27 protein-coding genes are annotated in these 25819 nt (G+C 53.6%); all 27 read right to left on the reverse strand.

The window, feature by feature from the left end:
- Positions 1–80: 80 nt before the first annotated feature.
- The 27 genes from F1379_RS13755 to upp all read right to left on the reverse strand — a co-directional run bounded on the left by F1379_RS13755 (position 81) and on the right by upp (position 25777).
- Positions 81–1208 (reverse strand): glycosyltransferase family 4 protein, encoded by a 1128-nt coding sequence (locus F1379_RS13755; RefSeq protein WP_150270553.1) that lies wholly within the window; start codon positions 1206–1208, stop codon positions 81–83.
- A gap of 113 nt (positions 1209–1321) precedes the next feature.
- The gene (locus F1379_RS13760; RefSeq protein ID WP_420850498.1) at positions 1322–2080 is read right to left on the reverse strand and encodes a WecB/TagA/CpsF family glycosyltransferase; all 759 of its coding nucleotides are present in this window, start codon (positions 2078–2080) and stop codon (positions 1322–1324) included.
- A 6-nt stretch (positions 2081–2086) separates the two neighbouring features.
- On the reverse strand, positions 2087–3238 hold the full coding sequence (csaB, locus tag F1379_RS13765) for a polysaccharide pyruvyl transferase CsaB (protein ID WP_150270680.1): 1152 nt from the start codon (positions 3236–3238) through the stop codon (positions 2087–2089).
- Complete coding sequence (locus tag F1379_RS13770; RefSeq protein ID WP_150270557.1) at positions 3214–5250, reverse strand: DUF5693 family protein; 2037 nt, start codon at positions 5248–5250, stop codon at positions 3214–3216. Before F1379_RS13770 ends, csaB begins: the two co-directional genes overlap by 25 nt.
- A 164-nt stretch (positions 5251–5414) precedes the next feature.
- Positions 5415–7133 carry a phospho-sugar mutase gene (locus F1379_RS13775; protein ID WP_150270559.1) on the reverse strand — a complete coding sequence of 573 codons (1719 nt, stop codon included), beginning with the start codon at positions 7131–7133 and terminating at the stop codon, positions 5415–5417.
- Positions 7134–7180: 47 nt separating this feature from the next.
- Positions 7181–7603 (reverse strand): 3-hydroxyacyl-ACP dehydratase FabZ, encoded by a 423-nt coding sequence (gene fabZ, locus F1379_RS13780; RefSeq protein ID WP_150270562.1) that lies wholly within the window; start codon positions 7601–7603, stop codon positions 7181–7183.
- 295 nt (positions 7604–7898) lie between these two features.
- A complete protein-coding gene (locus F1379_RS13785) occupies positions 7899–8135 on the reverse strand; it encodes a DNA-directed RNA polymerase subunit beta (protein WP_150270563.1) in 237 nt (78 codons plus the stop codon).
- Positions 8136–8143: 8 nt separating this feature from the next.
- Complete coding sequence (locus F1379_RS13790) at positions 8144–8965, reverse strand: flagellar hook-basal body protein (protein ID WP_150270565.1); 822 nt, start codon at positions 8963–8965, stop codon at positions 8144–8146.
- 16 nt (positions 8966–8981) lie between these two features.
- On the reverse strand, positions 8982–9857 hold the full coding sequence (locus F1379_RS13795) for a flagellar hook-basal body protein (RefSeq protein ID WP_150270567.1): 876 nt from the start codon (positions 9855–9857) through the stop codon (positions 8982–8984).
- Between the two features lie 52 nt (positions 9858–9909).
- Positions 9910–10905 (reverse strand): rod shape-determining protein MreB, encoded by a 996-nt coding sequence (gene mreB / locus F1379_RS13800; protein ID WP_150270569.1) that lies wholly within the window; start codon positions 10903–10905, stop codon positions 9910–9912.
- A gap of 129 nt (positions 10906–11034) precedes the next feature.
- Positions 11035–11322 (reverse strand): sporulation transcriptional regulator SpoIIID, encoded by a 288-nt coding sequence (gene spoIIID / locus F1379_RS13805; protein ID WP_150270571.1) that lies wholly within the window; start codon positions 11320–11322, stop codon positions 11035–11037.
- A gap of 249 nt (positions 11323–11571) precedes the next feature.
- A complete protein-coding gene (locus F1379_RS13810; protein ID WP_150270573.1) occupies positions 11572–12312 on the reverse strand; it encodes a M23 family metallopeptidase in 741 nt (246 codons plus the stop codon).
- Positions 12313–12373: 61 nt separating this feature from the next.
- Positions 12374–13582 carry a stage II sporulation protein D gene (gene spoIID / locus F1379_RS13815; protein ID WP_150270575.1) on the reverse strand — a complete coding sequence of 403 codons (1209 nt, stop codon included), beginning with the start codon at positions 13580–13582 and terminating at the stop codon, positions 12374–12376.
- 542 nt (positions 13583–14124) lie between these two features.
- Entirely contained in the window at positions 14125–15471 is a 1347-nt protein-coding gene (gene murA, locus F1379_RS13820; protein WP_150270578.1) for a UDP-N-acetylglucosamine 1-carboxyvinyltransferase, read from the reverse strand.
- 199 nt (positions 15472–15670) lie between these two features.
- Positions 15671–15931, reverse strand: coding sequence for a DUF1146 family protein (locus F1379_RS13825; protein WP_150270580.1), 261 nt, complete (start codon positions 15929–15931; stop codon positions 15671–15673).
- Positions 15932–16302: 371 nt separating this feature from the next.
- Positions 16303–16719, reverse strand: coding sequence for a F0F1 ATP synthase subunit epsilon (locus tag F1379_RS13830; protein ID WP_150270582.1), 417 nt, complete (start codon positions 16717–16719; stop codon positions 16303–16305).
- Between the two features lie 143 nt (positions 16720–16862).
- Positions 16863–18260, reverse strand: a complete 1398-nt coding sequence (gene atpD / locus F1379_RS13835; RefSeq protein WP_150270584.1) for a F0F1 ATP synthase subunit beta — start codon at positions 18258–18260, stop codon at positions 16863–16865.
- 62 nt (positions 18261–18322) lie between these two features.
- A complete protein-coding gene (gene atpG / locus F1379_RS13840; RefSeq protein ID WP_150270586.1) occupies positions 18323–19192 on the reverse strand; it encodes an ATP synthase F1 subunit gamma in 870 nt (289 codons plus the stop codon).
- A 138-nt stretch (positions 19193–19330) separates the two neighbouring features.
- A complete protein-coding gene (gene atpA, locus F1379_RS13845; protein WP_150270588.1) occupies positions 19331–20842 on the reverse strand; it encodes a F0F1 ATP synthase subunit alpha in 1512 nt (503 codons plus the stop codon).
- Positions 20843–20853: 11 nt separating this feature from the next.
- On the reverse strand, positions 20854–21405 hold the full coding sequence (locus F1379_RS13850; RefSeq protein ID WP_150270590.1) for a F0F1 ATP synthase subunit delta: 552 nt from the start codon (positions 21403–21405) through the stop codon (positions 20854–20856).
- On the reverse strand, positions 21402–21890 hold the full coding sequence (atpF, locus tag F1379_RS13855) for a F0F1 ATP synthase subunit B (protein WP_150270592.1): 489 nt from the start codon (positions 21888–21890) through the stop codon (positions 21402–21404). Before atpF ends, F1379_RS13850 begins: the two co-directional genes overlap by 4 nt.
- A gap of 97 nt (positions 21891–21987) precedes the next feature.
- Complete coding sequence (gene atpE / locus F1379_RS13860) at positions 21988–22200, reverse strand: F0F1 ATP synthase subunit C (protein ID WP_039877624.1); 213 nt, start codon at positions 22198–22200, stop codon at positions 21988–21990.
- Positions 22201–22304: 104 nt separating this feature from the next.
- Positions 22305–23072 carry a F0F1 ATP synthase subunit A gene (gene atpB, locus F1379_RS13865; RefSeq protein ID WP_150270594.1) on the reverse strand — a complete coding sequence of 256 codons (768 nt, stop codon included), beginning with the start codon at positions 23070–23072 and terminating at the stop codon, positions 22305–22307.
- Between the two features lie 29 nt (positions 23073–23101).
- Positions 23102–23479, reverse strand: a complete 378-nt coding sequence (locus F1379_RS13870; RefSeq protein ID WP_150270596.1) for an ATP synthase subunit I — start codon at positions 23477–23479, stop codon at positions 23102–23104.
- Positions 23472–23705 carry an ATPase F0F1 gene (locus F1379_RS13875; RefSeq protein WP_150270598.1) on the reverse strand — a complete coding sequence of 78 codons (234 nt, stop codon included), beginning with the start codon at positions 23703–23705 and terminating at the stop codon, positions 23472–23474. The genes F1379_RS13870 and F1379_RS13875 overlap by 8 nt, the downstream gene beginning before the upstream one ends.
- A 179-nt stretch (positions 23706–23884) precedes the next feature.
- The gene (gene wecB, locus F1379_RS13880) at positions 23885–25045 is read right to left on the reverse strand and encodes a non-hydrolyzing UDP-N-acetylglucosamine 2-epimerase (RefSeq protein ID WP_150270600.1); all 1161 of its coding nucleotides are present in this window, start codon (positions 25043–25045) and stop codon (positions 23885–23887) included.
- Positions 25046–25147: 102 nt separating this feature from the next.
- Positions 25148–25777, reverse strand: a complete 630-nt coding sequence (gene upp, locus F1379_RS13885) for a uracil phosphoribosyltransferase (protein WP_150270602.1) — start codon at positions 25775–25777, stop codon at positions 25148–25150.
- Between the last annotated feature and the right edge of the window lie 42 nt (positions 25778–25819).

Genomic DNA, 25819 nt, shown 5'->3' on the forward strand with positions numbered 1-25819 from the left:
AGGGAAAACGGCAAAAAACTCATCCTAAAAAGGATGAGTTTTGTAAAATCAGGAATTTAATTGACAATAAGTGCTGAAGCTTAAGATTTCGAGCCGCGTTCGGTATCAAGCTTCACACGCATCCGCAGGAAGAAATTGAGCACCGGACGTTTGGTCTTGCTGATGATTCCTGTAATCTCGGCACCAATCTGCAGGAAGAACAGCATCACGCAGATGACAACGAATGTTACCCAGTTCGCTTCATACAGCGAAGCCGAGGTTTGGATAATAGCCAGCACGCCGAAGAATGCGGCAATGCCGTAGATAATCAGCACCGTCTGGCGGTGGCTGAATCCCAGTTCACGCAGACAGTGGTGCAAATGCCCTTTATCCGGTGCAAAGATCGGCTTCTTCTGCAGCTTGCGGCGGATGATGGCAAAGAACGTATCCGATAGTGGCACTCCGATGATCAAGAGCGGTGTAATAAACGATACGACCGCAATCTGCTTGAATCCGAGCAGTGCGAGCAGCGCAAGACAGAAGCCCAGGAAGAGCGAGCCCGTGTCTCCCATGAATATCTTGGCCGGGTGAAAGTTGAAGAACAGGAAGCCTACGATACTGCCCAGCAGGAGCAGACACAGCAGCGCAACCATTGTATTGCCCATAATAAAGGCCATTACCGCCATTGTCGCAATTGCGATACCGGATACGCCGGCAGCCAGCCCGTCCAGCCCGTCGATCAGATTCACGGCGTTAGTGACACCGACAATCCAGAACAGGGTCAACGGGATCGCAATCCAGCTCTCCAGTGAAGAGTACGTATCATTAAATGGAATATTCACAAAATCCACAGTGATGTTAAATCCAAAGACCACGATGCAAGCTGCAGCGATTTGACCGAGCAGCTTTACCTTTGCGGAAAGCTCGAAGCGGTCATCCAATGCGCCAAGGAGAACAATCAGTCCGCCTCCCGACAGCAAAGCCTTAATGAAATTAGCCTCACGCGGAGTAAAGTCATAAGGGATTATCGGCAACACAGCCAGCAGGCCGAGCACAAACGCCAGAAAGATTCCCAGGCCACCAAGACGTGGCATGATGGTCGTATGAACCTTGCGGGCATTGGGCACATCCGTCGCTCCAACTTTGATGGCGAATTTCTTCACCAGCGGCGTTATGAGCAGGGCGAGTCCCATACACACGATAAATCCGGCGATGTAGATGATTAACATTTGATCAGTCGACCCCCATTTCTCTACCGCAATGAATTATACGCCGAAGTAAATGTAAATTCCAATTCCATTTTCAGCCTGCAAAATCGTCTTTTTCAGCAAAAAACCTCATTTTATTGAACTTTTGTCACTGTATCTTTCTCCCGCAGTACTTTTACTGCGAATTTCGGCAGCGCAAGCATTCTTTTATAGCGGGTTGGTTCCTTCAGGAGACGATACAGCCATTCCGCACGCAGCTTCTGGAACACTACAGGCGCCCGTTTGCTCTTGCCGGAGATGACATCGAAGCTTCCCCCGACGCCCATCATGACAGGAATATTCAGCCGGGCTTTGTGCTTGGCAATCCACGGCTCCTGGCTGTCGGCACCTCTGGCCACGAACAAAATATCCGGCTTGGCAGACGTAATCTCTTCAATGACCGCATCATCCGCTTCCGCCCCAAAAAAGCCGTCATGATATCCTGCGATGATAACACCGGCATATTGAGATTGTAACCGTGCAGCCGTCTCCCGAATCACTTCGGGCGTGGAGCCGAGCAGGTAAATTCTCCAATGATAGCTTTCACCCTGACGGAGCAATTCATGTAAAAGATCGAATCCCGCTACCCGCTCGGCTACAGGCTCACGGCAATACTCAGCCGCCCAGACGACGCCTGTGCCGTCAGGAACAACCAGCTCCGCCGACCTCATAATTTCCATATAAGCGGGATTCTCCAGCGCGGTCATAACCATTATCGGATTAGCTGTAATGACCTGGTGCACTTCCCGATTCCGGATCGCCTCCGTCAAGTATGCAACCGTTGCGGTCATATCGACTTTGGACACCCGGATGCCGAAGATCGGCACCGTAGGCAGCTTGCTATTCTCTTTCACAATCACTCATCCTTTGCGGTGAAAATATTCAGTAATCTGCCGGGCCGGCGCTTCGGCCTCCATAGCCAGCCTGGCAATCAGCGGTTCCCGCTCTCTCCTCCACGCTTCACCCGAATCGAGCAGCTGCAGCAGTTCTCCCGCCACCTGGGAGCCGTCCAAAGAAGCCGTCGAGCCGACCGGACGGCAATTGATTTGTTCCAGAAAATGATCAATTTTCGGATCATAGGATACGCCCATCAGCGGCACACGCCGGCCGGCAGCGTAGATGAGACTGTGCAGCCGCATGCCGATCAGCGCATCACAGTGAGCGACTTCCCGCAGCATTTGCAGCGGATGGAGTGCATCCTCGCAAATACTGACGCTGCCGCCAAGCCTCACAACACCTTCCTCCACACGCTGCATCACATAGCGGGAGGCTTCATTGTCCAGCGGATGATGAAACGGCAGAAAGCGCAGGTGCAAAGGGGTCTCAGCCGCAGCCTGCAGCAGGCCGTCGGCAATGGCGTCCAGCTCTCTTCTGGACTCCTCCCAGTAACGCACAGAAATCCCTACCGTTCTGAGGGCTTCCCCGGCTGAGGGAGTTGCGCTCTCGCGGGCAGCCTTGGCTGCAGTGTCTTCTGCCGGAAGCACGAGGCCCATCACAGGATCAGGGACAACGTCGATACGTGCTCCCTGCAGGCCCATCGACTCAAGCAGGACACGCGATTTCTCGTCACGCACCGAAATGTAGGTACATTTGCGGAAGACCGATTTGATCAGCGGGTGGAACAGCTGCCGGTTAACCGGCCCGATGCCCTGGGCATAGATAAAGGTGGGCCGTCCCATCCACTGGGCCAGCTTGATGATGGCCAGGTAATAAGGAATGGTCTTACCGCTGGTCACATCCTGCAGCAGGCTGCCCCCGCCGCTGATTAGTCCGGCGCTCTCGTAAATCGCCTGCCGGACCTCCATCAGCTTCATCCGGTGCACGGACTTCACACCGTAGGTGCTGCTCGTCCACTCAGGGTCTATCGAAAGAACGACAGGCTCCAGGCTGATCCCTGACGCTTCCGAATATTTACGCAGAGCCAGCAGGATCGACTGCAGGACGGCTTCATCCCCGCTGTTCCGGAACCCGTAGTAACCGGAGATCACTATCTTTTGAGCAGAGGCGACCATCGTTTCCAACACCCTTCCGCAATCTGCCAAACTCCCACTGCAACCAGACCAATGATAAGACCCAGGCCCAGGCCAAGCAAGCCGCGGACAAGTGAAATCAGGACCGGTGAATGAATATGGGCAAAGGTATCGACCATCGAAAGCTGGCCGATGACCGCAATAATCAGAATAAAGGCGGCGTTCCGGTATTTATAAGCCATAAAGGCTCCGAGAATAAACAGCGGATGCGCCAGCAGGAATTCCTTGTTGCGCGGCCGCACATGGACCGTGTTCTCCAGGAATGAGCGGAAGGACATTTCCAGCGCACTGGCGCTGCCGCTGTTTCCGGTACGCTTCAGGTAATACCAGCCTACTGCTGCCACAACGACGGCTGCAACAACCATGGCCAGCGTGATCGGTGTCCGCAGCAGCTTGCCGGTCTTGTTAAATGCGAATTCTCCGCGGTACAGCAGCACGTATATCCCGGTAAGGGCGATTGGTGCCAAATGCAGGAGACTTACCCCCCGGAACTGGTTCAGCACCAGAGCATAGGTGATGTTGTTGAGCAGGGCAATGACAAACGGTACAGCACTCAGAGAGATCAATGCGGTCTTCACATAGAGCACCAGACTGTGTACCAGGCGGCGGCGCGGGCTCATAGCCGTATAGCTGCGTGCAGCTGCTCCCAGCGGCGGCCCCTGCTCATTGATTTTGCGGACGGCGAGAACCATGGCGACCGTCGGTGCACTGATAGCGACGGCCAGAGCCAGCGCCTGTTCGAACAGCGTAGGCTTGAGTACAATCAATCCGGCGCTTCCCACCAGACCAAGCACCCAGGCCGGGAGCGTCAGCCAAGGAATGAAATAAGAGATCAGCAAGGCAACCATAGACACGGCACCGACGACAGCACCGAGCTTGAAATAACGCTGGAAGGAAGAATCCACAACCTCAAAGGCAGTGGCTTGTCCCAGCGTAAAGCCGTTATCCTCAATCTTCGCGACTGCTCCATCCGGTCCGCTCAGACTGGTAATGAGGTTATCCAGACTGTCTGTAACCTGTGCTTTGGACGTATCGCGGAGCGGAATCGTGTTCAAATAAAGCATCCGTATATTCCGGTCCTTCGTGGCCAGCGCAAAGCGGTCAGAAATCACTTCCGGACTCAAATTCGAATCGTTTTCGCTGAGCGAATACAGCCGTGTGACATCATAATCCAGCAAATAAGCCAGCTTCGCAAAGCCTTTCTGCTGGGCTTTAATATTTTCGATGGCGGCGAGTCCCATGCCACGTTCCTTCAGGAGCTCGGCGAAGGCTTCCACACTGTTAAGATCAGCATTATCGTTAAATCCTTTAACCGATTCACCCTCGAAGAGAATACGTTTAACACCTAGCTCCTCATAGCGGTCCAGCAGCTTCGTAATGGCCTCCTGATTGTAGGGAAGCGAATCCACCAGGCGCGGTACGATATTGAAGCCTTTGTCATGCAGCATTTCCAGTGTAATCGGGTCCGGCTGCAGCGGCTTGAGCGTGGCATCCTCCAGCGGGGTCTGAATAATCAGCCCCTGCTGGCCGCGGAAGCTCCAGCTCTCTGTCGAAATGTTCAGGCCTGCAAAAGCTTCCCGGATGATTGGAGCGAGCGCCGAGCTGTTCTCCGTACTGGTAAAGAGAACATATGTATAGTTCTCATTCTCGGGAATCACGTTATCGGTAAGATTGGCAATGTCAGCCGCTCCCCAAATCATCAGGCGGCGCGCTTTTCGGAAATCCTCAAGCGTATTTTCGTAGATGGCCATGCTCTGTACGCCGGCTTCCTTCAAGCGGTCAAGCTGCTCGGAGATATAATCCTGCGGGTTGCTGCGATAGCTGGCCACTTCCACCAGATCGCGGTAATCAAATACAAATTCCACCGTTTTGGATGACTTCTCGGTCTGAAGACGGTCATACACTACAGGAAGCGCAGCAATTACGCCAAGCACCACCAGAATCCATAACCATTTCCGTGAAGCCGTATTCCATTTTTGCCATTTCTGCTGCACCAAAAGTACCTCCTCTGTCGCTGTAAAGCCACTTTGCCGGGTAGTTGCCTGACACATCAGCAATAGCCATAATCTGCCTAACTACCGTCCCATTTCATACAGAAACGGATGTGCGTCCCGTAGGACGCAGTATCCGTTTCTGCGTGTTTATGATTTATCTTGTATTATTTCCCGTCAACGCGGCCCATAACCTGCTGGGTGAGGGCGGCTACCTTATCTTTGGCGTTCTGAAGCGAATCGCCCCGTACTGCGAAATACACCTTGATCTTTGGCTCTGTACCGGAAGGACGCAGGCAGAACCACGAACCGTCGGACAGCAGATATTTGAGCACGTTCTCTTTAGGCAGACCGTCCAGACCCAAAGAGTAGTCCAGAACCTGGGTAACGGCAGCCCCGGCGATTTCCTGCGGCGGGTTGCTGCGCCAATCGGTCATAATGCCCTGGATCTGTGCAACGCCGTCTTTGCCCTTCAGCGTGCGGGACTCCAGGCTCTCCAGGAAATAGCCGAATTGCTCATACAGTTCCTGAAGCACATCGTAAAGCGTCTTGCCCTGAGCCTTATAGTAAGCTCCCGCTTCAGCGATCAGCATCGCAGCCAATACAGCGTCCTTGTCGCGGGCGTAGTTGCCTGCCAGGTAACCATAGCTCTCTTCATAGCCGAAGAGATACGTATGTTCACCGGACTGCTCGAACTGTGTCATTTTCTCACCGATATATTTGAAGCCGGTCAGCGTATTAAACACGGTAGCGCCATAATGCTGTGCTACAGCCGCTCCCATCTCGCTGGTCACGATGGTCTTGACGACCGCACCATTCTGCGGCAGCTTACCCTGCTCCTGGAGACGGCTCAGATAATAATGAATCATCAGTGCCCCGGACTGGTTGCCGGACAATACCACAAATTTACCTTCATTGTCGCGCACAACTGCGCCCATCCGGTCGGCATCAGGGTCGGTCCCGATCAAGAGATCAGCGCCCAGCTCTTCGCCCAGCTTGATCGCCAGGGTGAAGGCTTCGCGTTCTTCCGGATTCGGTGATTTGACCGTCGAGAACTCGGAATCAGGCTGCTCCTGCTCAGGCACAATATGCACCTGGGTGAAGCCGATCTTGCCCAGTACGCTGCGGACCGGCAAGTTGCCCGTACCATGCAGCGGGGTATACACGATCTTGAAGTCTTTGCCCAGCGTGGAGGCAATCTCTTCACGGGCGACACTTACAGCTGCCACCGTATCCGTGAAGGCTTCATCCTCCTTCTCGCCCAGCCAGTGGAGCAGGCCGTCAGCTTCCGCTTTCTCACGGTCAAGGCGCTTCACGCCGTTGAAGGAATCGACCTCAAGAATATGGGCGATCACTTTCTCAGCCTCGTCCGGTACCAGTTGGCCGCCTTCAGCATTGTACACTTTGTAGCCGTTATACTCCGGAGGATTATGGCTTGCCGTAATCACGACACCACCCGAAGCCTGCAAATGCCGGACAGAGAAAGACAGCTGCGGTGTAGAGCGCAGGGAAGGGAACAGGTGGGCCTCAATGCCGTTACCTGCCAACACCAGCGCTGTCTCCAGGGCGAATTCCGGCGAGAAGCGGCGGGAGTCATGAGCAATGACTACGGATGGTCTGCCCTCTCCCTGATGCTGCTCCAGGATATAATTGGCGAAGCCTTGAGTGGCGCGGCCAACCGTATATCTGTTAATCCGGTTGCTGCCCGCACCGATCACACCGCGCAAGCCGCCTGTACCAAACTCCAAATCGCGGTAAAAACGTTCCTCCAGCTCCTGCGGATCATTCTCCAGCGCCTTCAGCTCTGTCTTAGTAAGTTCATCTACGGAAGGGTCCTGCAACCAGCGGGACAGGGTTTCTGCCGCTGCTTGGCTTAATTGCGTCATATGAAATCTCTCCTTCTCCTATATAATAAGTGATTGTATAACAGGGATCAGCTAAGCGCGAACATAATTTCACCGGAGGCGACCACCTTGCCCTCCACCTTGGCTGTAGCTTGTCCCTTGCCAATGCTGCCTTTCAGCCGGGTGATTTCCACCTCAAGCGTCAATGTATCCCCAGGCACGACCTGGCCGCGGAAACGGAAGCCGTCAAGTCCGGCCAGGAAGCCGATCTTGCCGCGGTTGGCTTCTACACCCAGAATGGCGACAGCGCCTACCTGGGCCAGGGCCTCAGTAATCAGTACACCCGGCATGACCGGATAACCGGGAAAGTGGCCGGCAAAAAAAGGCTCATTGACGGTCACGTTCTTGATGCCGACTGCCCGTTTGCCCATCTCAATCTCGGTTATTTTGTCCACCAGCAGAAACGGGGGCCGGTGCGGGATAATCTCCTGGATTTCATTGATATTCATCATTGGGGGCGAAGCTCCTTTCAATATGTAACCGCATCTTTACACAAACAGCGTTTCAAGCTTAATCGGGAAAGCCTGCATAAATATGGGCCCCTTCGGTCAAAACTATAATATCCTTCACCACCTGCAGCAGTGGAGGTTAAGATAAGGGGCTTTCTCCACCGCATGCAGCTGCGAGGCGGAGAGGGCCCTTTTGGCGTTCCTTCCGGCCCTCCATCATTATACAGTTTCCAGTATAAAAAAGAAAACTCCCCTGCACAACAGGGGAGTCGCATATCATGCGGCTACACGCCCCGGATCAGGGCGCAAACACCAGGTCATATACATGTTTCCAGGTGCTCCACTGAAGCACCTCTGTCAGTTCTCTCTTTCCGAGCACCACGTAACCGGCCGTCAGACCGCAGCCGAGCGCAGCAATCAGCAGAAGCGGAATCAGAAACCACTGAATGATGCTCCAGGTAGAGACACGGCGCTTCTTCACCGCCGGTCTTGATTCTTCTGCTTCTTCTTGTTTATGCGTGCCCTGAGGACTCATTCCTTCACCTACCCGCGCATATTATTGGCCAGTCCCAGCATTTGGTCACTGGAGGAAAGTGCCCGGGCGGCAAGCTGATAGATACGCTGGATCTGCATCATTTCCGTCATTTCTTTACTCAAATCCACATTCGATTGTTCCAGGTATCCCGAACGCACGCTTACTGCCGCTGCTTCACCCGGGGCTCTTTGTATAAAAGCCTGTTCGGCGGCAACGCCTTCAGGCAGCACATAAAAATTGCCGTCCACCGCCTGGAGCGTACTCTTGCTGAGCGGCTCCGCAATCATAATCGTACCGGCAATCACAGCCGGCTCGTTCTCTGATCTCTTGGTCAGTACACGGCCGTACTCATCGATAGCTGCACTGACATTCACCGGCACGGCGATGGGTTCACCTTCCGTGTTCAGTACAGAATTCCCGGTATTGTCGACCAACAGCATGCTGTCGGCATTGTCCGGATCGGGCGTGAAATGGAAGGCTCCCTGGCGTGTATAAGCAACCTCACCGTTTACCTGAACCCCGAACAAGCCGTTGCCCAGCAGCGCCAAATCGGTCGGATTGCCCGTTTCCTGGAGTGTCCCCTCTTCCCAGTTATTGCTGATTGTCGAGACGCGGACACCATACCCGATATTGAAGCCCAGCGGCATACTGCGTCCGGTCTGATAATAATCCTGGGACTGCTGCTGCACACGGGTCAGCACATCCTCGAAAGAGCCTTCCTTGCTCTTATACCCGGTGGTATTCATATTGGCGATATTGTCCGCGATGATGTCCAGCCGCTGCTGCAGACTGGACATGGAGACGGCGGCACCGATCGTTGAATTATTCATGGTTTAAGCCTCCCCGCTATACTCTGCCGACTTCGTTTACGGTCTTCTGCAGGCTGCTGTCATAGAATTGAATCACTTTCTGATTGGCTTCGTACGCCCGGTAAGCAGCATTAAGATCCACGGTAACCTGGGTAACATCCACATTGGAATTCTCCAGATATCCCTGGCGGACCTGCAGATTATCTCCCGCAGCGGCGAAGCGGATATCGGCCGCATCAACATCATCGGCATGAAACACGCCATTGCCGTCGCGCACCAGCTCCATGGGCCGGCTCACGATACTTACGCCTACACGTGTTCCTGTCAGGAGCCCGGTGCCGGGATTAATGACATTGCCCTGCCCGTCCACTTTAAATTGATCCTCCGGCCCTGTCAAGGTCAGCGGATTGCCGCCGGCATCCAGAACGCGAAAGCCCCCGGCGCTGAGGACTTCACCTGCCGGACTGACTGTAAAACTGCCGTTGCGTGTATATAGATTGTTGCCCTCATTATCCTGAACTGTGAAGAACGCCTGCGGCTGATAAATAACCTCACCGTCAGGGCTTACATATTTGCCCGATCCGTCAAAGAGAACATTTCCGACGCCGTCGGGATTCTGCACCTGCAAATCGGCGGACAGCGCAAGATCCATCGACTTGCCGCTCTCGATGAGGTCGCCCTGCAAATATTGGGAAATGGATTGCTCTGCGAACACCCCTGTGTTCATCCGGCCTACCGACTTCGCAACGCCGCCGCTCATTGCACTAATCAGCACCTCGGGAAAGGCGTGACTGACGCTGTTCACCTGTTTGTAGCCTGTAGTGTTCGCGTTCGCAATATTTTGCGTAGCGGTATCGTGTATGCGCTGCTGGGCAACCATTCCGGCTGCCGCCGTATATAAACCTCTGATCATGGGGAGTATCCACCTTCCTTAAAACGGTCTGTTACTCTTATTATCGGCCGGCCTAGAATTTTTTCTTAGAGACTTTGTCCAAATGGTCAAGCATAATTCCCGTTCCCTTGACCACGCAGTGCATCGGATCCTCTGCCACCCAGACCGGTACATGCAGCTCCTCGGAGAGCAGCTCGTCCAATCCGTTAAGCATTGCTCCTCCGCCGGTCAGCACGACCCCGCGGTCGATAATGTCCGCCGAAAGCTCCGGCGGTGTGCGTTCCAGCACCGATTTGGCCGCCGCCACGATCATGGAAACCGGATCCCACAGCGCTTCACGCGCCTCGTCGGCCGTTACCGTAAGCGTCTGCGGCAGTCCGCTGACCATATCACGGCCGCGGATATCAATTTCCTTCTGCATACCGGTGCGGACCGTACCGATAGACACTTTGATGTCCTCTGCGGTGCGCTCGCCGATCAGCAGCTTATACTTCTGCTTGATATATTTTAAAATGGCTTCGTCGAACTTGTCCCCCGCGACTTTAATCGAGGAGGCGGTAACGACGTCGCCCATGGACAGCACGGCTACGTCCGTCGTTCCGCCGCCAATATCGACGACCATATTTCCGCTCGGTTGGTAAATATCCATGCCTGCACCGATGGCCGCAGCCTTCGGTTCTTCCTCCATATACACATCCTTGGCCCCGCTGCGCTCGGCCGCCTCACGGATCGCTTTCTGTTCAACCGATGTGATATTGGTGGGGGCGCAGATCAGAATACGGGGCTTAGCGTACCAGCTGCGGCCGCCGACGCGGTCGATGAAGTATTTAAGCATCGTTTCAGTGATGGCAAAATCGGCAATAACGCCGTCGCGGAGCGGACGGATGGTTGTAATGTTCCCGGGCGTACGTCCGACCATGCGGCGCGCCTGTTCCCCGACCGCAAGGATTCTCTTCGTATCACTTTCAAGCGTGACCACGGAGGGTTCATCGAGAACAACCCCCCTTCCTTTGACATGAATAAGCACATTGGCCGTGCCAAGATCAATCCCGATATCCTTGCTAAGCATAATGAAAAAGCCCCCAAAGTGTTATTTTAAATAAGAAATGTCTGGATGGAACTAAATTTAAAAATACCATACTTTAGGGGAAGGTTACAATGTATCATGCCTGAATAATTGCTTAAAATAGCGACAATCTTATGGCTTTGCGGCTACAGCGACTTCCCGCTTTTTACCTGAAGATTTTTTATATTTGATCTTAGTGGCCTCTCCCCCCCGAAGATGACGGACCTGTTTGTGATATTCGAGAATGTGCTTCACCTGGTCTGCCAGATCCGGGTTGATCTCCGGCAAACGCTCAGTCAAGTCTTTATGCACCGTGCTCTTTGAAACGCCAAATTCCTTGGCTATCGTCCGGACCGTATGCCTGGTTTCCACGATGCAGCGTCCGATTTTGATCGTACGTTCCTTGATGTAATCGTGCACGCTCCCGCCTCCCAACTGTGGATAGTTTGGTACATTATATGAGGGGCGGGCCTAGATATTCGCGCTTTCAGGGCGTGACAAGCTGTAGGGGGCTCATTTTATTTCCTGGACAAACCTGAAGGAGTGCCGCAATAACCCCGGTAACCTGAAGCGATACGTCAAAAAGAACCGGCTTTACCGTTCCTGTCCAGGAGCGGTTTATCTCCAAAAAAAAGCGGAGGCTATGGCCCCCGCCTGATCAGATATGGATTAACGCTGCGGCAGCAGATCGGTCGGATTGACCGGCTTGCCGTCTTCATGTACTTCGAAGTGCACATGGTTGCCAAGGTTCTTCTCGATCTCACTGCGTCCGGCCGTAGCCAGCGTGTCGCCCTGCTTCACTTGGTCGCCTTGCTTCACCTTGACATCGCCGAGGCTTTGATACACGGTCTTCCGGCTGTCCGCAGAAGTCACCTCAACCACCTTGCCAAGCACGGCCACATCTTCTACCCGGGTTACTTCACCGCCAAGGGCAGCCTTGACCTCAAAGGTCTGGTTGTCTTCGCGGGCGATGTCAATGCCGGCATTCGGCGTAAAGGTGTCATTGTACTGCACCATCGCGGCTACATGATTCTCTTCCGTACCGTTTTCATCATAGAACGGCTTCACGACTTCTACTTCACCCGGATTGGCTACCGGCCACACCAGGGATTCCGCCGACGCTACCACTTCCAGCGCTTCAGGCTCATCGCCATTGGCAGCCGCTTCATTTCCGGACGGGGCTTGCTGGGAGACAGCGGTGGTCTGTTCATCGTTCAGCGGCTTTTGGCCGGCATCCTGATAGACCCATACCAAGGTTAGTATAATAGCCGCTGCCGCTGTGTAGACTGCCGGGAACACCCAGCGCTTGGATAACATTCTGCGCCATGACGAGGGCTTCACGCCGGAATCTCCCTGTTTGTTTTTGAGAGATTCATCATGGTTTACTTTGTTTTTGTCTTGTTCATTCATATGTTTATCACCTCAGTAACAAGTGTTACCGGGCGAATCGCTTTTATACGTATCTTGCAAGTTATTTTTTCAAAAGAGTCGAGACTTGGGCAAAGCCGACGCCGCTGTAATAGTATTTGAGAATCTGTGTGGCCGTGCCGCCTTCACGGGCCATGCCGTTAGCGCCCCACTGGCTCATACCGACGCCGTGCCCGTTGCCGTAGGTCGTAATCCTCACCTTGCCGCCTTCCCGCTTCCAGGTGAACTGGCTGGAGCGCAGCCCAAGCTTCTCACGGATCTCGCGCCCCCTGAAGACGGTGCCGGCCACCGAGATTTCCTTGACCCGGTGTCCGGAGGTCAAGGACAGCACCTCGGCCGGCAAGGCCCCGCCCCCGGAGGATACCGTCTGTGCGGCGCGGGACCCGGATGCCGTTGCTGTTACAGGCACGGCCTCTTCCCCCAGCCCAAGCTTGCTTCTGAGCTCGCTGTCCGTGAAGGTATAGGTCACCGCCCACTCCGGCGTAATCTCCCGTTCCCAGGGACTCGCAACGCTGCGCAGATAAGGGACCGCAGTGCTCCAGTATTCCTCGGAGTTCTCCGTATACCCGCCGCTGGAAGAGAAGAAGGAAGCCGTGATGGGCTGCCCCTGGTAGACCATCACGACCCCGCGCGTCTCCAGGACCGCGCGGCGGATCTTGGCCAGGTCGGCGCCCCGCCCGCCGGCCGCCCATTCCCGTTCCAGCGTATCCTGCGATACGTAAGCCTGGTGGCTTACCGTATCGACGACATCCGCCCTGGGAACGGGAACCCCGCTGCGGTCGCCGGCCCGAAGGCGGCGAACGATGAAGGTGCGGGCGGCCACGGCCTGGGCTTTGAGCGCTTCGAGCTCAAAGTCCGCCGGCATCTCGGCCGCCACGACGCCGCTGACGTAGTCCTCCAGCGGCAGCGTCTCTATTTGTCCGCTGCGCGACAAATAGACGGATACCTGCGGCTGCACGGCCTCGGCCGCAGCCGGGGAGGGCCCGGCCGTAGCCTGCGGCGCGGCCGGTGGCTCGGTTCCGCCGCCGCTGCGCAGCGGAACGATGATGAGCGGCAGCAGCAGCGCGGCGAGCAGCGGCGCGGCCAGCCACGCAGCGGGCACAAGCCGCCGCAGGCGGGAGGCGGCGCGGTGTCCGCGGACCGGCGCGCGCCGCGGGTCCAGGCGCATGCGCCGCAGCGCACCGCGCCAGAGGGACCGTGCGCGCAGCACGGCACTCCGTCCGTGCCTCCGCCAGCTTCGGAATTCTTTCATCTCTATGGTCTCCTTTCCTGGGCAACTGTGATTCTTATAGATATGAATTCAGGGATGCTGATAGAACGCTATTTTGAGAGTAAGAGAGTACCGACGCCTTCCAAGGCCAAGCGCGTCTGTGGAGAACCCTTATGGAAGTCCAACCAATGTTCATATTTCAAAATGATAGCGCATACATTTCTCTGTAGAACTGAAATAGGATCTGCTGTGTCCGCAATGTTAGCAGAAATAAGCGATCCGCCAAATAACGGCTGTAGGGTCCGCTAACCCAAGAAGCTTGCTCGCAGCTATAGCAGCGCGTTTTTGTCTCCAGGACTTACTGAGATTCAATGCATGATCGGCAACCGGCAAATAGCAATTTTCGTTTATACTGTCCAGCGCTTACAGAACAATATCACCCACGGGTGTATCAAAGCTTATCCCCAACTTTATACACATCTTATCCACAATCGACGAAAATCATAATTTCCTAAGCAACAACAAAAAAGGGACGCCCGCAATCCGGGGCACCCCTCTTCTACTATAGAAAATGCTACAAACGGTCAGCTCCAGGAAGGCTGAACCTGAAACCGCGGCTTCAGTTCATCCGTCTTCTTGACCTGCTCTTCCTTAACCGTTGCAGCGGCTTCCTCCATCGAGATCCGCCAGATGTCCGCACCAAGCGCCGACAGCTTCTCGGCCAGATGGACGTAACCGCGGTCGATATGATGGGTTCCGCTGACTTCGGTGGTGCCTTCGGCTACCAGACCAGCCAGAATAAGCGCCGCACCTGCACGAAGGTCGGTCGCGCATACTTTGGCTCCTACCAGCTTGGCATTGCCCGTCACGATGGCGGAACGGCCTTCGATCTTGATCTCGGCATTCATGTTGTGGAATTCATCCACATGCATGAACCGGTTCTCAAATACGGTCTCCGTCACCACGCTTGTGCCTTCGGAGCGCAGCAGCAGCGCCATCATCTGGGACTGCATATCGGTTGGGAAGCCCGGGTACGGCAGGGTCTTCAGGTCGACCGCCTTCAGCGGCTTGTCGCTGATGACACGCACTCCGTTCTCATCAGGAACAATGGTGACGCCCATCTCTTCCATCTTGGCGATAACCGGGCCCAGATGGTCGGCAATAGCGCCTTCCACGTAGACATCGCCGCCGGTGATGGCCGCAGCAGCCATATAGGTTCCAGCTTCAATCCGGTCGGGGATCACATTATGTCTTACTCCGTGCAGCCGCTCTACACCCTCAATGCGAATGATTCCCGTGCCGGCTCCGCGGACAATTGCCCCCATGCCGTTCAGGAAATTGGCCAGATCGACGATCTCCGGTTCTTTGGCTGCATTCTCAATAACCGTCACGCCTTCCGCCAGTGCCGCTGCCATCATTATATTCTCGGTTGCACCCACGCTCGCCACATCCAGGTACACCTTGGCCCCGCGTAAACGTCCGTTTGCTCTTGCCTCGATATAGCCCTGACCGAGACTGATCTCGGCGCCGAGCGCTTCAAAACCCTTAAGATGCTGATCAATCGGTCTCGTGCCGATTGCACAGCCGCCGGGCAGGGAAATACGCGTATAGCCCATACGGCTCAGAAGCGGACCCATCACCAGAAATGATGCCCGCATTTTCCGGACCCATTCGTACGGGGCTTCGCAGGTTGCAATGGTTCGCGCATCGACTTCGATGATATCGTTCTGATATGTAACGCCCGCACCCAAAGATTCCAGCACTTTGCTGATGGTCATTACATCGTCAAGCGGAGGCGCGTCGACAATGACGCTTACTCCTTCTTCTGCCAATAAAGAGGCGGCTATGATTGGTAGTACGGAATTTTTAGCGCCGCTGACTTTCACGCTCCCGGTCAATCTGTTGCCACCGCGGACGATAAATTTGCTCATGTCGGGTTCCCTCCGCGTCCATTATTTCGGAAATTAATTTTTTTGAATGTAAGATTCATTTGTTAAAATATCGGAAATTCCGTCTGTTACCCCGAGTATACGGGCATGCTTCATAACCATCAGTCTTCGCATAATAATTCGTTATTATTCGACACCATTTTCGCCGTATTGGCCTATACAGATATAACCAAACCGACTCTCAATAAAACAGGTTGCGCATCATCCCGCTCCATCCGAGATAATCCAGCAGAAATCCGGCCACGAAATGGCCGAGGACGATCGCCAACAGCAAATGCAGCAGTCTTCCTTGCGGGCTCTTGGGATATCTTATGACCAAATCGAGCTTAAGGTTCTGGAGTGCCCACCAGGATAATACAACACAGAGCAAAGAAACGACCATAGACACCAGCCCGCTGGTGCCGATCGCACCTGAGTAATCAGCATTGAGCAATTGTTCCATGTTAACCTCCTGTGTCAAATTGCTGCTCGGAAATCGACTCTTATATCATACTTGCGAAGGCCAAAAGAATCCAGTACTTTTACGAATTTTTAAACTTTATCGCTCTGGATTTACATGGAAGTTACGAAATTTTCATTAATGAAAACCAAAAATGAAATATCGCGGGCGCAGCAGACGGATTGATTATTCGCATCAGAAAGAAACGGTTGCACCTGCCTGATAAGGACGATGTCTGTTTCTGCGGGAAATAGAATTCAAGGGTTGTTTATAGTGTATACCAACACTTATTTTAATAGTACTTTACAGGGGAAAGCAGCAAGCTGCCTTCTAAAAAGAGAAAGCGGCCACGCATAGGCATGGCCGCTTTAACCTCATTGTTGTCCTTTACCGGCGGACACCTTGATCCGGGTAACCGCACGCTGCAGCGCAAGCTCCGCACGGCGGTGATCAATCTCGTCTTGCTTGCTGCGCGTTTGAAGACGGCGTTGAGCGCGCTCTCTGGCCGCTTCGGCGCGTTCCAGGTCGATATCTTTAGGGAGCTCGGCACTTTCGGCCAGCACCGTCACCTTATCTTTATGCACTTCCACGAATCCGCCGTGTACGGCGATCGTGATGGTCTCACCGTTCACCTTGACGGAGAGCGGAGCAACCTGAAGCGGTGTCACCAGCGGAATATGCCCCGGCAAAATGCCCAGTTCCCCCTCAACTCCGCGTACGACCAGGCTGTTTACCTGTTTGGAGAAGACGAGGTGCTCCGGCGTGACAATCTCAAGCAGAAAGGTATTCACTTCCATTCCTCCTCAAAGCTTTACGAAGTAAAGCTTGCATCGAAAGCATAGACTTAAGCTTTACGTAGTAAAGCCCATATCGAAAGCCTAGACGTAAGCCTTACCGCGCAAAGCCCGCATCGTGAGCATATACTATGCTCAAATTACAGCGTTTTTGCCTTTTCGACCGCTTCCTCAACTGTACCTACGAACAGGAAGGCTGCTTCCGGAAGATTGTCGTGCTTGCCGTCCAGAATTTCCTTGAAGCTGCGTACAGTTTCTTTGATCGGCACATATTTGCCTTTGAAGCCGGTGAACTGCTCGGCTACGTGGAATGGCTGGGACAGGAAACGTTCAACCTTACGGGCACGGGCAACGATCAGCTTATCTTCCTCGCTGAGCTCATCCATACCCAGGATGGCGATGATATCTTGAAGCTCAGTGTAGCGCTGCAGGAGCTGCTTAACGCCTTGCGCCACGTTGTAGTGCTCTTCGCCGACAACCTCCGGAGCGAGGATACGCGAGCTGGAAGCCAGCGGATCAACCGCAGGGAAGATGCCTTTTTCGGAGATTTTACGCTCAAGGTTGGTCGTTGCGTCCAAGTGGGCGAACGCTGTAGCCGGAGCCGGGTCAGTATAGTCATCGGCAGGCACGTAAATAGCCTGGATCGAAGTAACGGAACCTTTTTTGGTGGAGGTAATACGCTCCTGAAGCTGACCCATTTCGGTAGCCAGCGTCGGCTGGTAACCTACTGCGGATGGCATACGTCCAAGAAGGGCGGATACTTCCGAGCCCGCTTGGGTAAAGCGGAAGATGTTATCGATAAAGAGCAGCGTATCGCGGCCTTCCACATCGCGGAAATATTCCGCCATGGTCAGACCGGTCAGAGCTACACGCAGACGTGCGCCCGGCGGCTCGTTCATTTGTCCGAACACCATAGCGGTCTTCTTGATAACGCCGGAGTCGGTCATTTCATGGTACAAGTCGTTCCCTTCACGGGTACGTTCGCCTACGCCGGCGAATACGGAGATCCCGCCGTGTTCCTGGGCGATGTTGTTGATAAGCTCCTGAATGGTTACGGTCTTGCCTACGCCGGCGCCGCCGAAGAGGCCGATCTTACCGCCCTTGGCGTAAGGAGCCAAGAGGTCGATAACCTTGATGCCCGTTTCCAGGATTTCCGCCTGGGTGGACAACTCTTCGAAGGTTGGTGCGGACCGGTGAATCGGATTTCTCTCAGCCACGACATCGGCACCATTGTCGATCGGTGCGCCAAGCACGTTGAATACCCGTCCCAGTGTCGCTTCGCCTACAGGAACCGAGATCGGTCCGCCTTGGTCAACGGCCTCCATACCGCGGACCAGACCGTCCGTAGAGGACATGGCGATACAACGGATCAGATTGTCACCCAGATGATTCGAAGCTTCCAGGGTCAAATCAATAGGGTTGCCGTTCTGCAGGGTACCCTGAATTTTAATAGCATTGAAGATTTCGGGCAACTGGCCGCGTTCAAATTCAATATCGACAACCGGACCCATAATGCTCACAACGCGTCCTTTGTTCATCTTCTATTTTCCCTCCTTGAAAAATAAGACAAAGTCAAGCGCAAAGCCTAACTTTGCTTATATTAAGACTGTGCGTTTGCTCCGGCCACGATTTCGGTAATTTCTTGGGTAATTGCCGCCTGACGCGCGCGGTTGTACGTAAGCTTGAGATTGCCGATCATCTTCGACGCATTTTTGGTGGCGCTGCCCATCGCTGTCATTTTCGCACCCAGCTCGCTGGCTTTACCATCCAGAATTGCGCTGTAAATCAGCGTTTCCGCATATTTCGGAAGCAGCACTTCAAGCACACCTTCCGGTGATGGTTCATATTCATAATTGGCGGTTGCTTCATGATGTTCCCCGCCGCTTACCGTATCCATCGGCAGCAATTTTTCTACGGTCGGCACCTGGCTGATCGCATTGATGAACCGGTTGTAGCAGATATACAGCTCATCATATACACCCGTTTCAAACTGCTGGACTGCAGAATAGGCAATCGATTTAATATCAGCGAACGTTGGGGTATCGGACAGTTCGGTTACTTCCTCAACGATCGGATAGTCACGGCGGCGCAGGAAGTCACGGCCTTTACGGCCGATAACGAACAAACCATACTCATCTTTGGACTTATGGCGCTCCGCCAGAAGCAGCGTCACCTGACGCAGGATATTAGCGTTGTAGCCCCCGGCCAGCCCCCTGTCCGAAGTGATGATCAGATAGGCCGTCTTCTTGACCGGACGGCTGACCAGCATCGGATGGGACAGCTCTTTGGTTCCGGCGGCAATACTGGACACTACCTCTTTAAGCTTTTCCGAGTAAGGACGGGCGGCTTCAGCCTTCTCCTGGGCCTTACGCAGCTTGGAGGCGGCGACCATTTCCATCGCTTTGGTAATTTGTCTCGTGTTCTGAACGCTCTTGATTTGACGTTTAATATCACGCATGCTTCTTGCCATGATTTCACCACCTCTGAGCTTTGGCGAAGCCAAAGCTGGCTTCGTTAGCGTTACTGAGCTTTGACGAAGTCAAGCTGACTTCGCAGAGAATATGCAGAGCTTTGGCTGAACGCCAAAGCCCGCTTTTATAGAAGGCTATTAGCTGGTCGCAAAGCCTCTTTTGAATGTATTGATAGCTTCTTTGAGAGCAGCTTCGTTGTCGGCTGTCAGATCCTTCGTATCCGTGATGGATTTCAGGATTTCGGAAGCACTGCTGTCCACAAAGGAGAGGAATTCCTTCTCGAAACGTCTAACGTCTTTGACAGGGATATCATCAAGATGGCCTTTAACGGCGGTATACAAGCTGATGACCTGATGTTCAACCGACAACGGCTGGTTGACGCCCTGCTTCAGAATTTCCATCATGCGGGCACCGCGGTTCAGACGGGCCTGCGTCGATTTATCAAGATCGGAACCGAACTGGGAGAAGGCCTGAAGCTCACGGTATTGCGCCAAATCCAGACGCAGGGAGCCGGCAACCTTCTTCATCGCCTTGATCTGAGCCGAGCCGCCTACACGGGATACAGAGATCCCGACGTTGATGGCCGGACGCTGACCGGAGTAGAACAGGTCGGATTCCAGGAAGATTTGACCATCGGTAATCGAAATTACATTCGTAGGAATATATGCCGATACGTCGGAAGCCTGTGTTTCGATAAATGGCAATGCGGTTAAAGAACCTCCACCAAGCTCATCGCTAAGCTTGGCCGCACGTTCCAAGAGGCGGGAGTGCAGGTAGAATACGTCACCCGGGAACGCTTCACGGCCCGGAGGACGGCGGAGCAGCAGGGACAATTCGCGGTAAGCCGCGGCTTGCTTCGACAAGTCATCATAGATGACAAGGACATGCTCGCCTTTGTACATGAAGTATTCGCCCATGGCGCAGCCTGCGTATGGAGCGATATACAACAACGGGGAAGGCTCGGAAGCCGATGCAGTCACGACAATGGTGTATTCCAGCGCGCCGTGGCGGCGGAGTGTTTCCACTACCTGTGCTACAGTAGATTGCTTTTGTCCGATGGCAACATAGATACATTTCATACCGTTGCCCTTTTGATTAATAATCGCGTCGATTGCGATTGCAGTCTTACCGGTCTGGCGGTCGCCGATGATCAGCTCGCGCTGGCCGCGGCCGATCGGTACCATGGCGTCGATCGCTTTAAGACCTGTCTGCATCGGCTCATGCACGGATTTACGGTCGATAACGCCTGGAGCGTTATTCTCAACCGGACGGAATTCGGTAGTCGCAATAGGGCCTTTGCCGTCAAGCGGCTGACCCAGCGGATTCACTACGCGGCCCAGCATGGCTTCGCCGACTGGAACCTGCATAATTTGACCCGTACGCTTAACCTGGTCGCCTTCGCGGATTTCCTTGTAATCCCCCAGAATAACAACGCCGACGTTGCTTTCTTCCAGATTGAGCGCCATGCCCACTACACCGTTGGAGAACTCAAGCAACTCGCCTGCCATTGCGTTTTCCAGACCGTAGACACGGGCGATACCGTCGCCGACTTGAATGACGGTGCCGATTTCGGCAACTTCGATATCGGCTTTATACTGTTCAATTTGACTTTTGATCAAAGTGCTGATTTCTTCAGGTCTGATGCCCAATATCCTCACCCCTATCTTCTATGCTTATCGTTAAAAGATTTCTCGAGACGTTCCAGTTTACCGGACAGGCTGCCGTCATACAGCGTATCGCCGATGATGACCTTCAGTCCGCCAAGCAGGCTGCGGTCCACCAGATTGGTGACCCGGATCTTGCGTCCGGTCAGCACGCTGAATTCGGCCGCTACCTGATCCTGCTCAGCCTGGCTGAGCGGATAAGCGGAATATACGCTTGCATCGCCGATGCCCTGGGCGTCCCCTTCTATTTTGATATATGAATCAAGCAGATCCGCCAAAATATCCGTTCTGCTCCGCTGCACCAGCAGCTCGACCGTGTTCATCACCGGTGTAGAGAGCTTGCCCTGAAGCGAGGTGCGCAGCACCTGCAGCTTGTCGGACTGGGAAATGCGCGGAGACTGAAGGAACCGTTTCACTTCCGGATCGGCATCCAGCACTTCCACCACGCTCTTCAATTGCTCCTCAACCTCGAGGATGATCCCGCCCTCAACCGCAGCATTGTACAATGCCTTGGCGTAGCGCCCGGCGACTACCGTATCGCGGCTCATGAGCGGCCTCCTACCTCTTTGAGGTATTGGTCAACCAGCTGCTCCTGTTCGCCATCGGTCTTGACTTCCTTCTCAAGAAGCTTGGAGGCAATGCGCACGGAAGCTGTGCCCAGCTCGCTGCGCAGTGCTTCGACAGCCTTGTTCTTCTCGTTCGCGATATCCCGGACAGCTTCGTTCTTCAGGCGGTCCGCCTCGGCTTTGGCTTGCTCCATCAGGCGGTCTGCCTGATTGCTGCTGGTAACCTGCGACTGCTGAATAATCTGCTGAGCCTCTTGGCGTGCCTGCTGCAGGGCCTGCTTCTGTTCTTCCACATAGGCTACCGCTTGTTCTCTGGTCTTCGCAGCTTCATCCATCTGCTGCATGACCAGCTCACGGCGTTTCTCCATGACCCCGAACAATTTACTGAAGGCAAACTTGTTCAGCAGGAGGTACAGAATGATGAATGCAGCCATCGAAAAAACTATATTTGTCCATACTATAGTCACTAAGGTCACTCCTTTCCGTTACCGCGGCGTGCGGATGTATACAAAAGTAAGGCGCGGATGGCACTTGCCCTCCCCGCCAAACCGTAGGAACGGTTTATTAAGAAAACATGATCAGGAACGCGATAACGGTTGCCGCCAAAGGAATAACTTCGACGATACCTACACCGATAAACATTGTTGTCTGCAGGGCGTTACGGGCTTCCGGCTGACGGGCGATGGATTCCACCGTTCTGCTGACGATCATACCGTTACCAAGACCTGCGCCAAGTGCGCCCAAACCAACCGCGATTGCTGCTGCCAAAAATTCCATTTGTAAATATCCTCCTTTAAATAGGTTCAATTTTAGTTTTGTAATGATATAAGATCTCCCGCTTGCGCACAGCAGCCTTATGGCTGCCGGCTTACGGCAGTTACTTAATGCGCCTCTTCTTCATGAATCGTATACTGCGCGATGTACACCATCGTCAAGATGGTGAAGATATACGCCTGCAGTGCCCCGACAAAGATACTGAAGCCTTGCCAGATGGCCAGGAACGGTATACTCACAACACTAAGCTTCAAGATAACCGTAATCAGAACTTCGCCGGCGAAAATGTTGGCGAAAAGACGAATGGCAAGCGCCACCGGCTTAGCCAGATTCTCAATGATGTTCAGCGGCAGAAAGATCGGGAACGGCTCAATAAAGTGTTTGAAATAATGCTTGCCGTTGTTCTTGATGCCGAGGAAATTCATCAGAATGAACACGATGAGCGCAAGTCCTGCAGTGATGTTAATATCTGCAGTCGGTGATTTCCACCACAGAATTTCCGCATGGTCGCCATGTGCCAGATGTTTGGTCGCTTCAATCACATGTCCGAAAATGGTTACCGGCTCATGCGCTTCGGTGATGAAGGAGAACGGCAGACCCAAGAGATTGGAGACAAAGATAAACAGGATCAGCGTCAACCCCAGCGAAATGTAAGGTCTCCCTTTCTTGAGGTCCATGGCACTGCTGATAACTCCCTGTACGAATTCGACCACCCACTCCATGAAATTCTGGAGCTTGGACGGATTCTCGACCGACAGGTTGCGGACCGCCAGCATCGCCAGAACAAACACGATGACGCAGCTGACCACCAGCATCAGCACAGCGGATAAATCAATGGGTATTCCGCCGACATAGATTAAAGGCATTTCATGCATAGTATCATCCCCCTTTCTCTGTTATTCTGTTACAGTTTGTTCCTTACACTTAAATATATCCCTACAGGTATAGAGAGGAGTTGGGGAATGAACAATCCGGCGATGGTCGCTTCCAGCGAGAAGTGCTCGATCTTGATAGAGAACATCGTTACCAAGATAGCAAAGCTGATCCGTGTCGCAAATCCAAGGCTGAAGCTCTTCCCCTCTTTGTTCGCAACCGCTAACGTTACCAGCCTGATCTTGGTGGCCAGATAACGGAAATTGACCAATCCCGCCAGGAGTCCCAGCGACATGCCCAGCGTGACATTGCGGGTCTCATGATGAAGCGCCCAGCCCATCAGCAGTCCCGCCATCACCACGAGGGTTACCCGGGTAACGGCATTGATCATGGGAGTCATATTATCCATTTTGCTCCCCCAGAAATTTTTTGATCAAAAAAACAACATTGACGGATCCAAGGACCAGTCCGGTGATCGCCCCGAAAGCCAGCCAGGATCTCGGCCCGTTCATGGAATGCTGAAGCCACCTCGCCGCGAAAAAGCCGGTAACTATGTAAACGGCCAGCAAGGTTCCGGCACTGCCGAGAACGAGGGCGGTTTGCAGCAGACCGGGCCCGTCTTTTTGTTCTTTCATAGGCTACAATCCCAACTAATTTTACTGAACTTCCAGACTCTTTGTCAATTCATTGAAAATTGCTCAAAAGTGCATGAAAACATGAAAATAATCACAGCAAAATGCACCAAAACCATATAAACCGTACAGTTTTACTGTATGCTCTTTTTCATTCGTTTAGTATCCTTAGTTGCGAACCATCATTTACTATTTGTGAATTTTCTGTGAAATTCCTCTGGTCTGTCTTTTTTGACGCCGAAATGGTGCAAAATCGCATTGACAATCCTCTCAGAGGCTTTCCCATCACCATACGGGTTGGCGGCCCGGCTCATCGACTGGTAAAGCTCCTGATCAGTCAGCAGAGCATGTGTCCGTTGATACACCTTCTCTTCTTCCGTCCCCACGAGCTCCAGCGTTCCGGCTTCAATCCCTTCCGGCCGCTCGGTCGTTTCACGCAGCACCAGCACGGGTACGCCGAAGGAGGGAGCCTCCTCCTGCAGACCGCCGGAATCCGTCAGAATCAGGTGGGTATGCGGATAAAAATTGTGCAGGTCTACGACATCCAGCGGATCGATCAGCTTGATTCTCGGGTGACCGCCAAGGATCTCGTGTGCCGGTTCCTTAACGGCCGGACTCGGATGCACGGGATAGACGATGGCTACATCTTCAAATTCATCTGCGATTCTTTTGACAGCACGGAAAATATGACGGTGCGGTTCGCCTTGTGATTCCCTGCGGTGCGCCGTCATCAAAATAAGTCTTTTTCCTGAAGCAAAATCCAGTACGGGATGCCGGTAATCCGGCTGTACGGTATATTGAAACACATCGGTTACGGTGTTGCCTGTGATATAAATGCTTGACTCTTTTTTGTTCTCGTGTCTCAAATTACCCGCTGACCAATCGGTTGGTGCGAAGTGCAGATCGGCCAGAACACCTGTAAGCTGACGGTTCATTTCTTCAGGATAAGGCGAAAGCTTGTTCCAGGTCCGAAGGCCCGCTTCCACATGCCCAACCTGAATTTGCTGCAGGAAGCTGGCATAGCTCGCCAGGAATGTGGTAAGGGTATCGCCATGCACCAGCACAAGGTCCGGCTTCACTTCCCGGAGCACCGGCTCAAGCCCCTGCAATACACGGATTGAAATCTCATTCAGTGTCTGGCGGTCCTTCATCACGTCCAAATCGTAATCCGGAGTGATCTTGAATACCTCCAGCACCTGATCCAGCAGCTCCCGGTGCTGGGCGGTAACGCACACCACCGACTCAATATGTTCAGGATGTTTGCCAAGCTCCAGGACCAAAGGCGCCATCTTGATCGCCTCGGGGCGCACGCCGAAAATCGTCATTACTTTAATCTTGGACATATCCCCTACCCTCTCTTCTATGAAATCCAGTATTTGCTTCATGCCAGTTCTATACTTGCGCCGTTGTTCCTTGGTTTCAACCGGTTACCCGGATTCAGTCAATTACTTGGTTCCGTACAGACGGTCGCCTGCATCGCCAAGTCCCGGCACAATATAGCCGTGGTCGTTCAGGTGATCATCCAGGGCCGCAACATAGATATCAACATCAGGATGGGCTGCTTGTACAGCTGCAACACCTTCAGGCGCGGCGATCAGATTCATCATCTTGATCTGTGTGCAGCCGCGATTCTTCAGCGACGTGATGGCAGCGATGGCAGAGCCCCCGGTAGCCAGCATCGGATCGATGACAATCAGCTCGCGCTCCTGCACATCCGTCGGAAGCTTGATGTAATATTCCACCGGCTGCAGCGTTTCCGGATCACGGAACAGGCCGACATGGCCCACCTTGGCCGCAGGGAGCAGCTTGAGTACGCCTTCGGTCATTCCAAGACCTGCACGCAGAATCGGAATCAGTCCCAGCATCCGGCCGGAGATAACCTTGCTCTCCGTCTCGGCAACCGGTGTCCGCACAGTGATCGTTTCCAGCGGGATATCCCGTGTAATTTCATAGGCCATAAGCATGGCAACCTCATCGACATGCTCTCTGAACTCTTTTGTGTTCGTCCGTTCATCGCGGATAAATGTCAGTTTGTGCTGAATTAAAGGATGATCGCAAATCACCAATTTTCCCATTCTTGTCCCTCCGGTAATTGTAAGTCTTGCCGCCGGAAAGCG

It is taken from the genome of Paenibacillus tepidiphilus (genome assembly GCF_008635795.1).
Taxonomy (GTDB): domain Bacteria; phylum Bacillota; class Bacilli; order Paenibacillales; family Paenibacillaceae; genus Paenibacillus_AQ; species Paenibacillus_AQ tepidiphilus.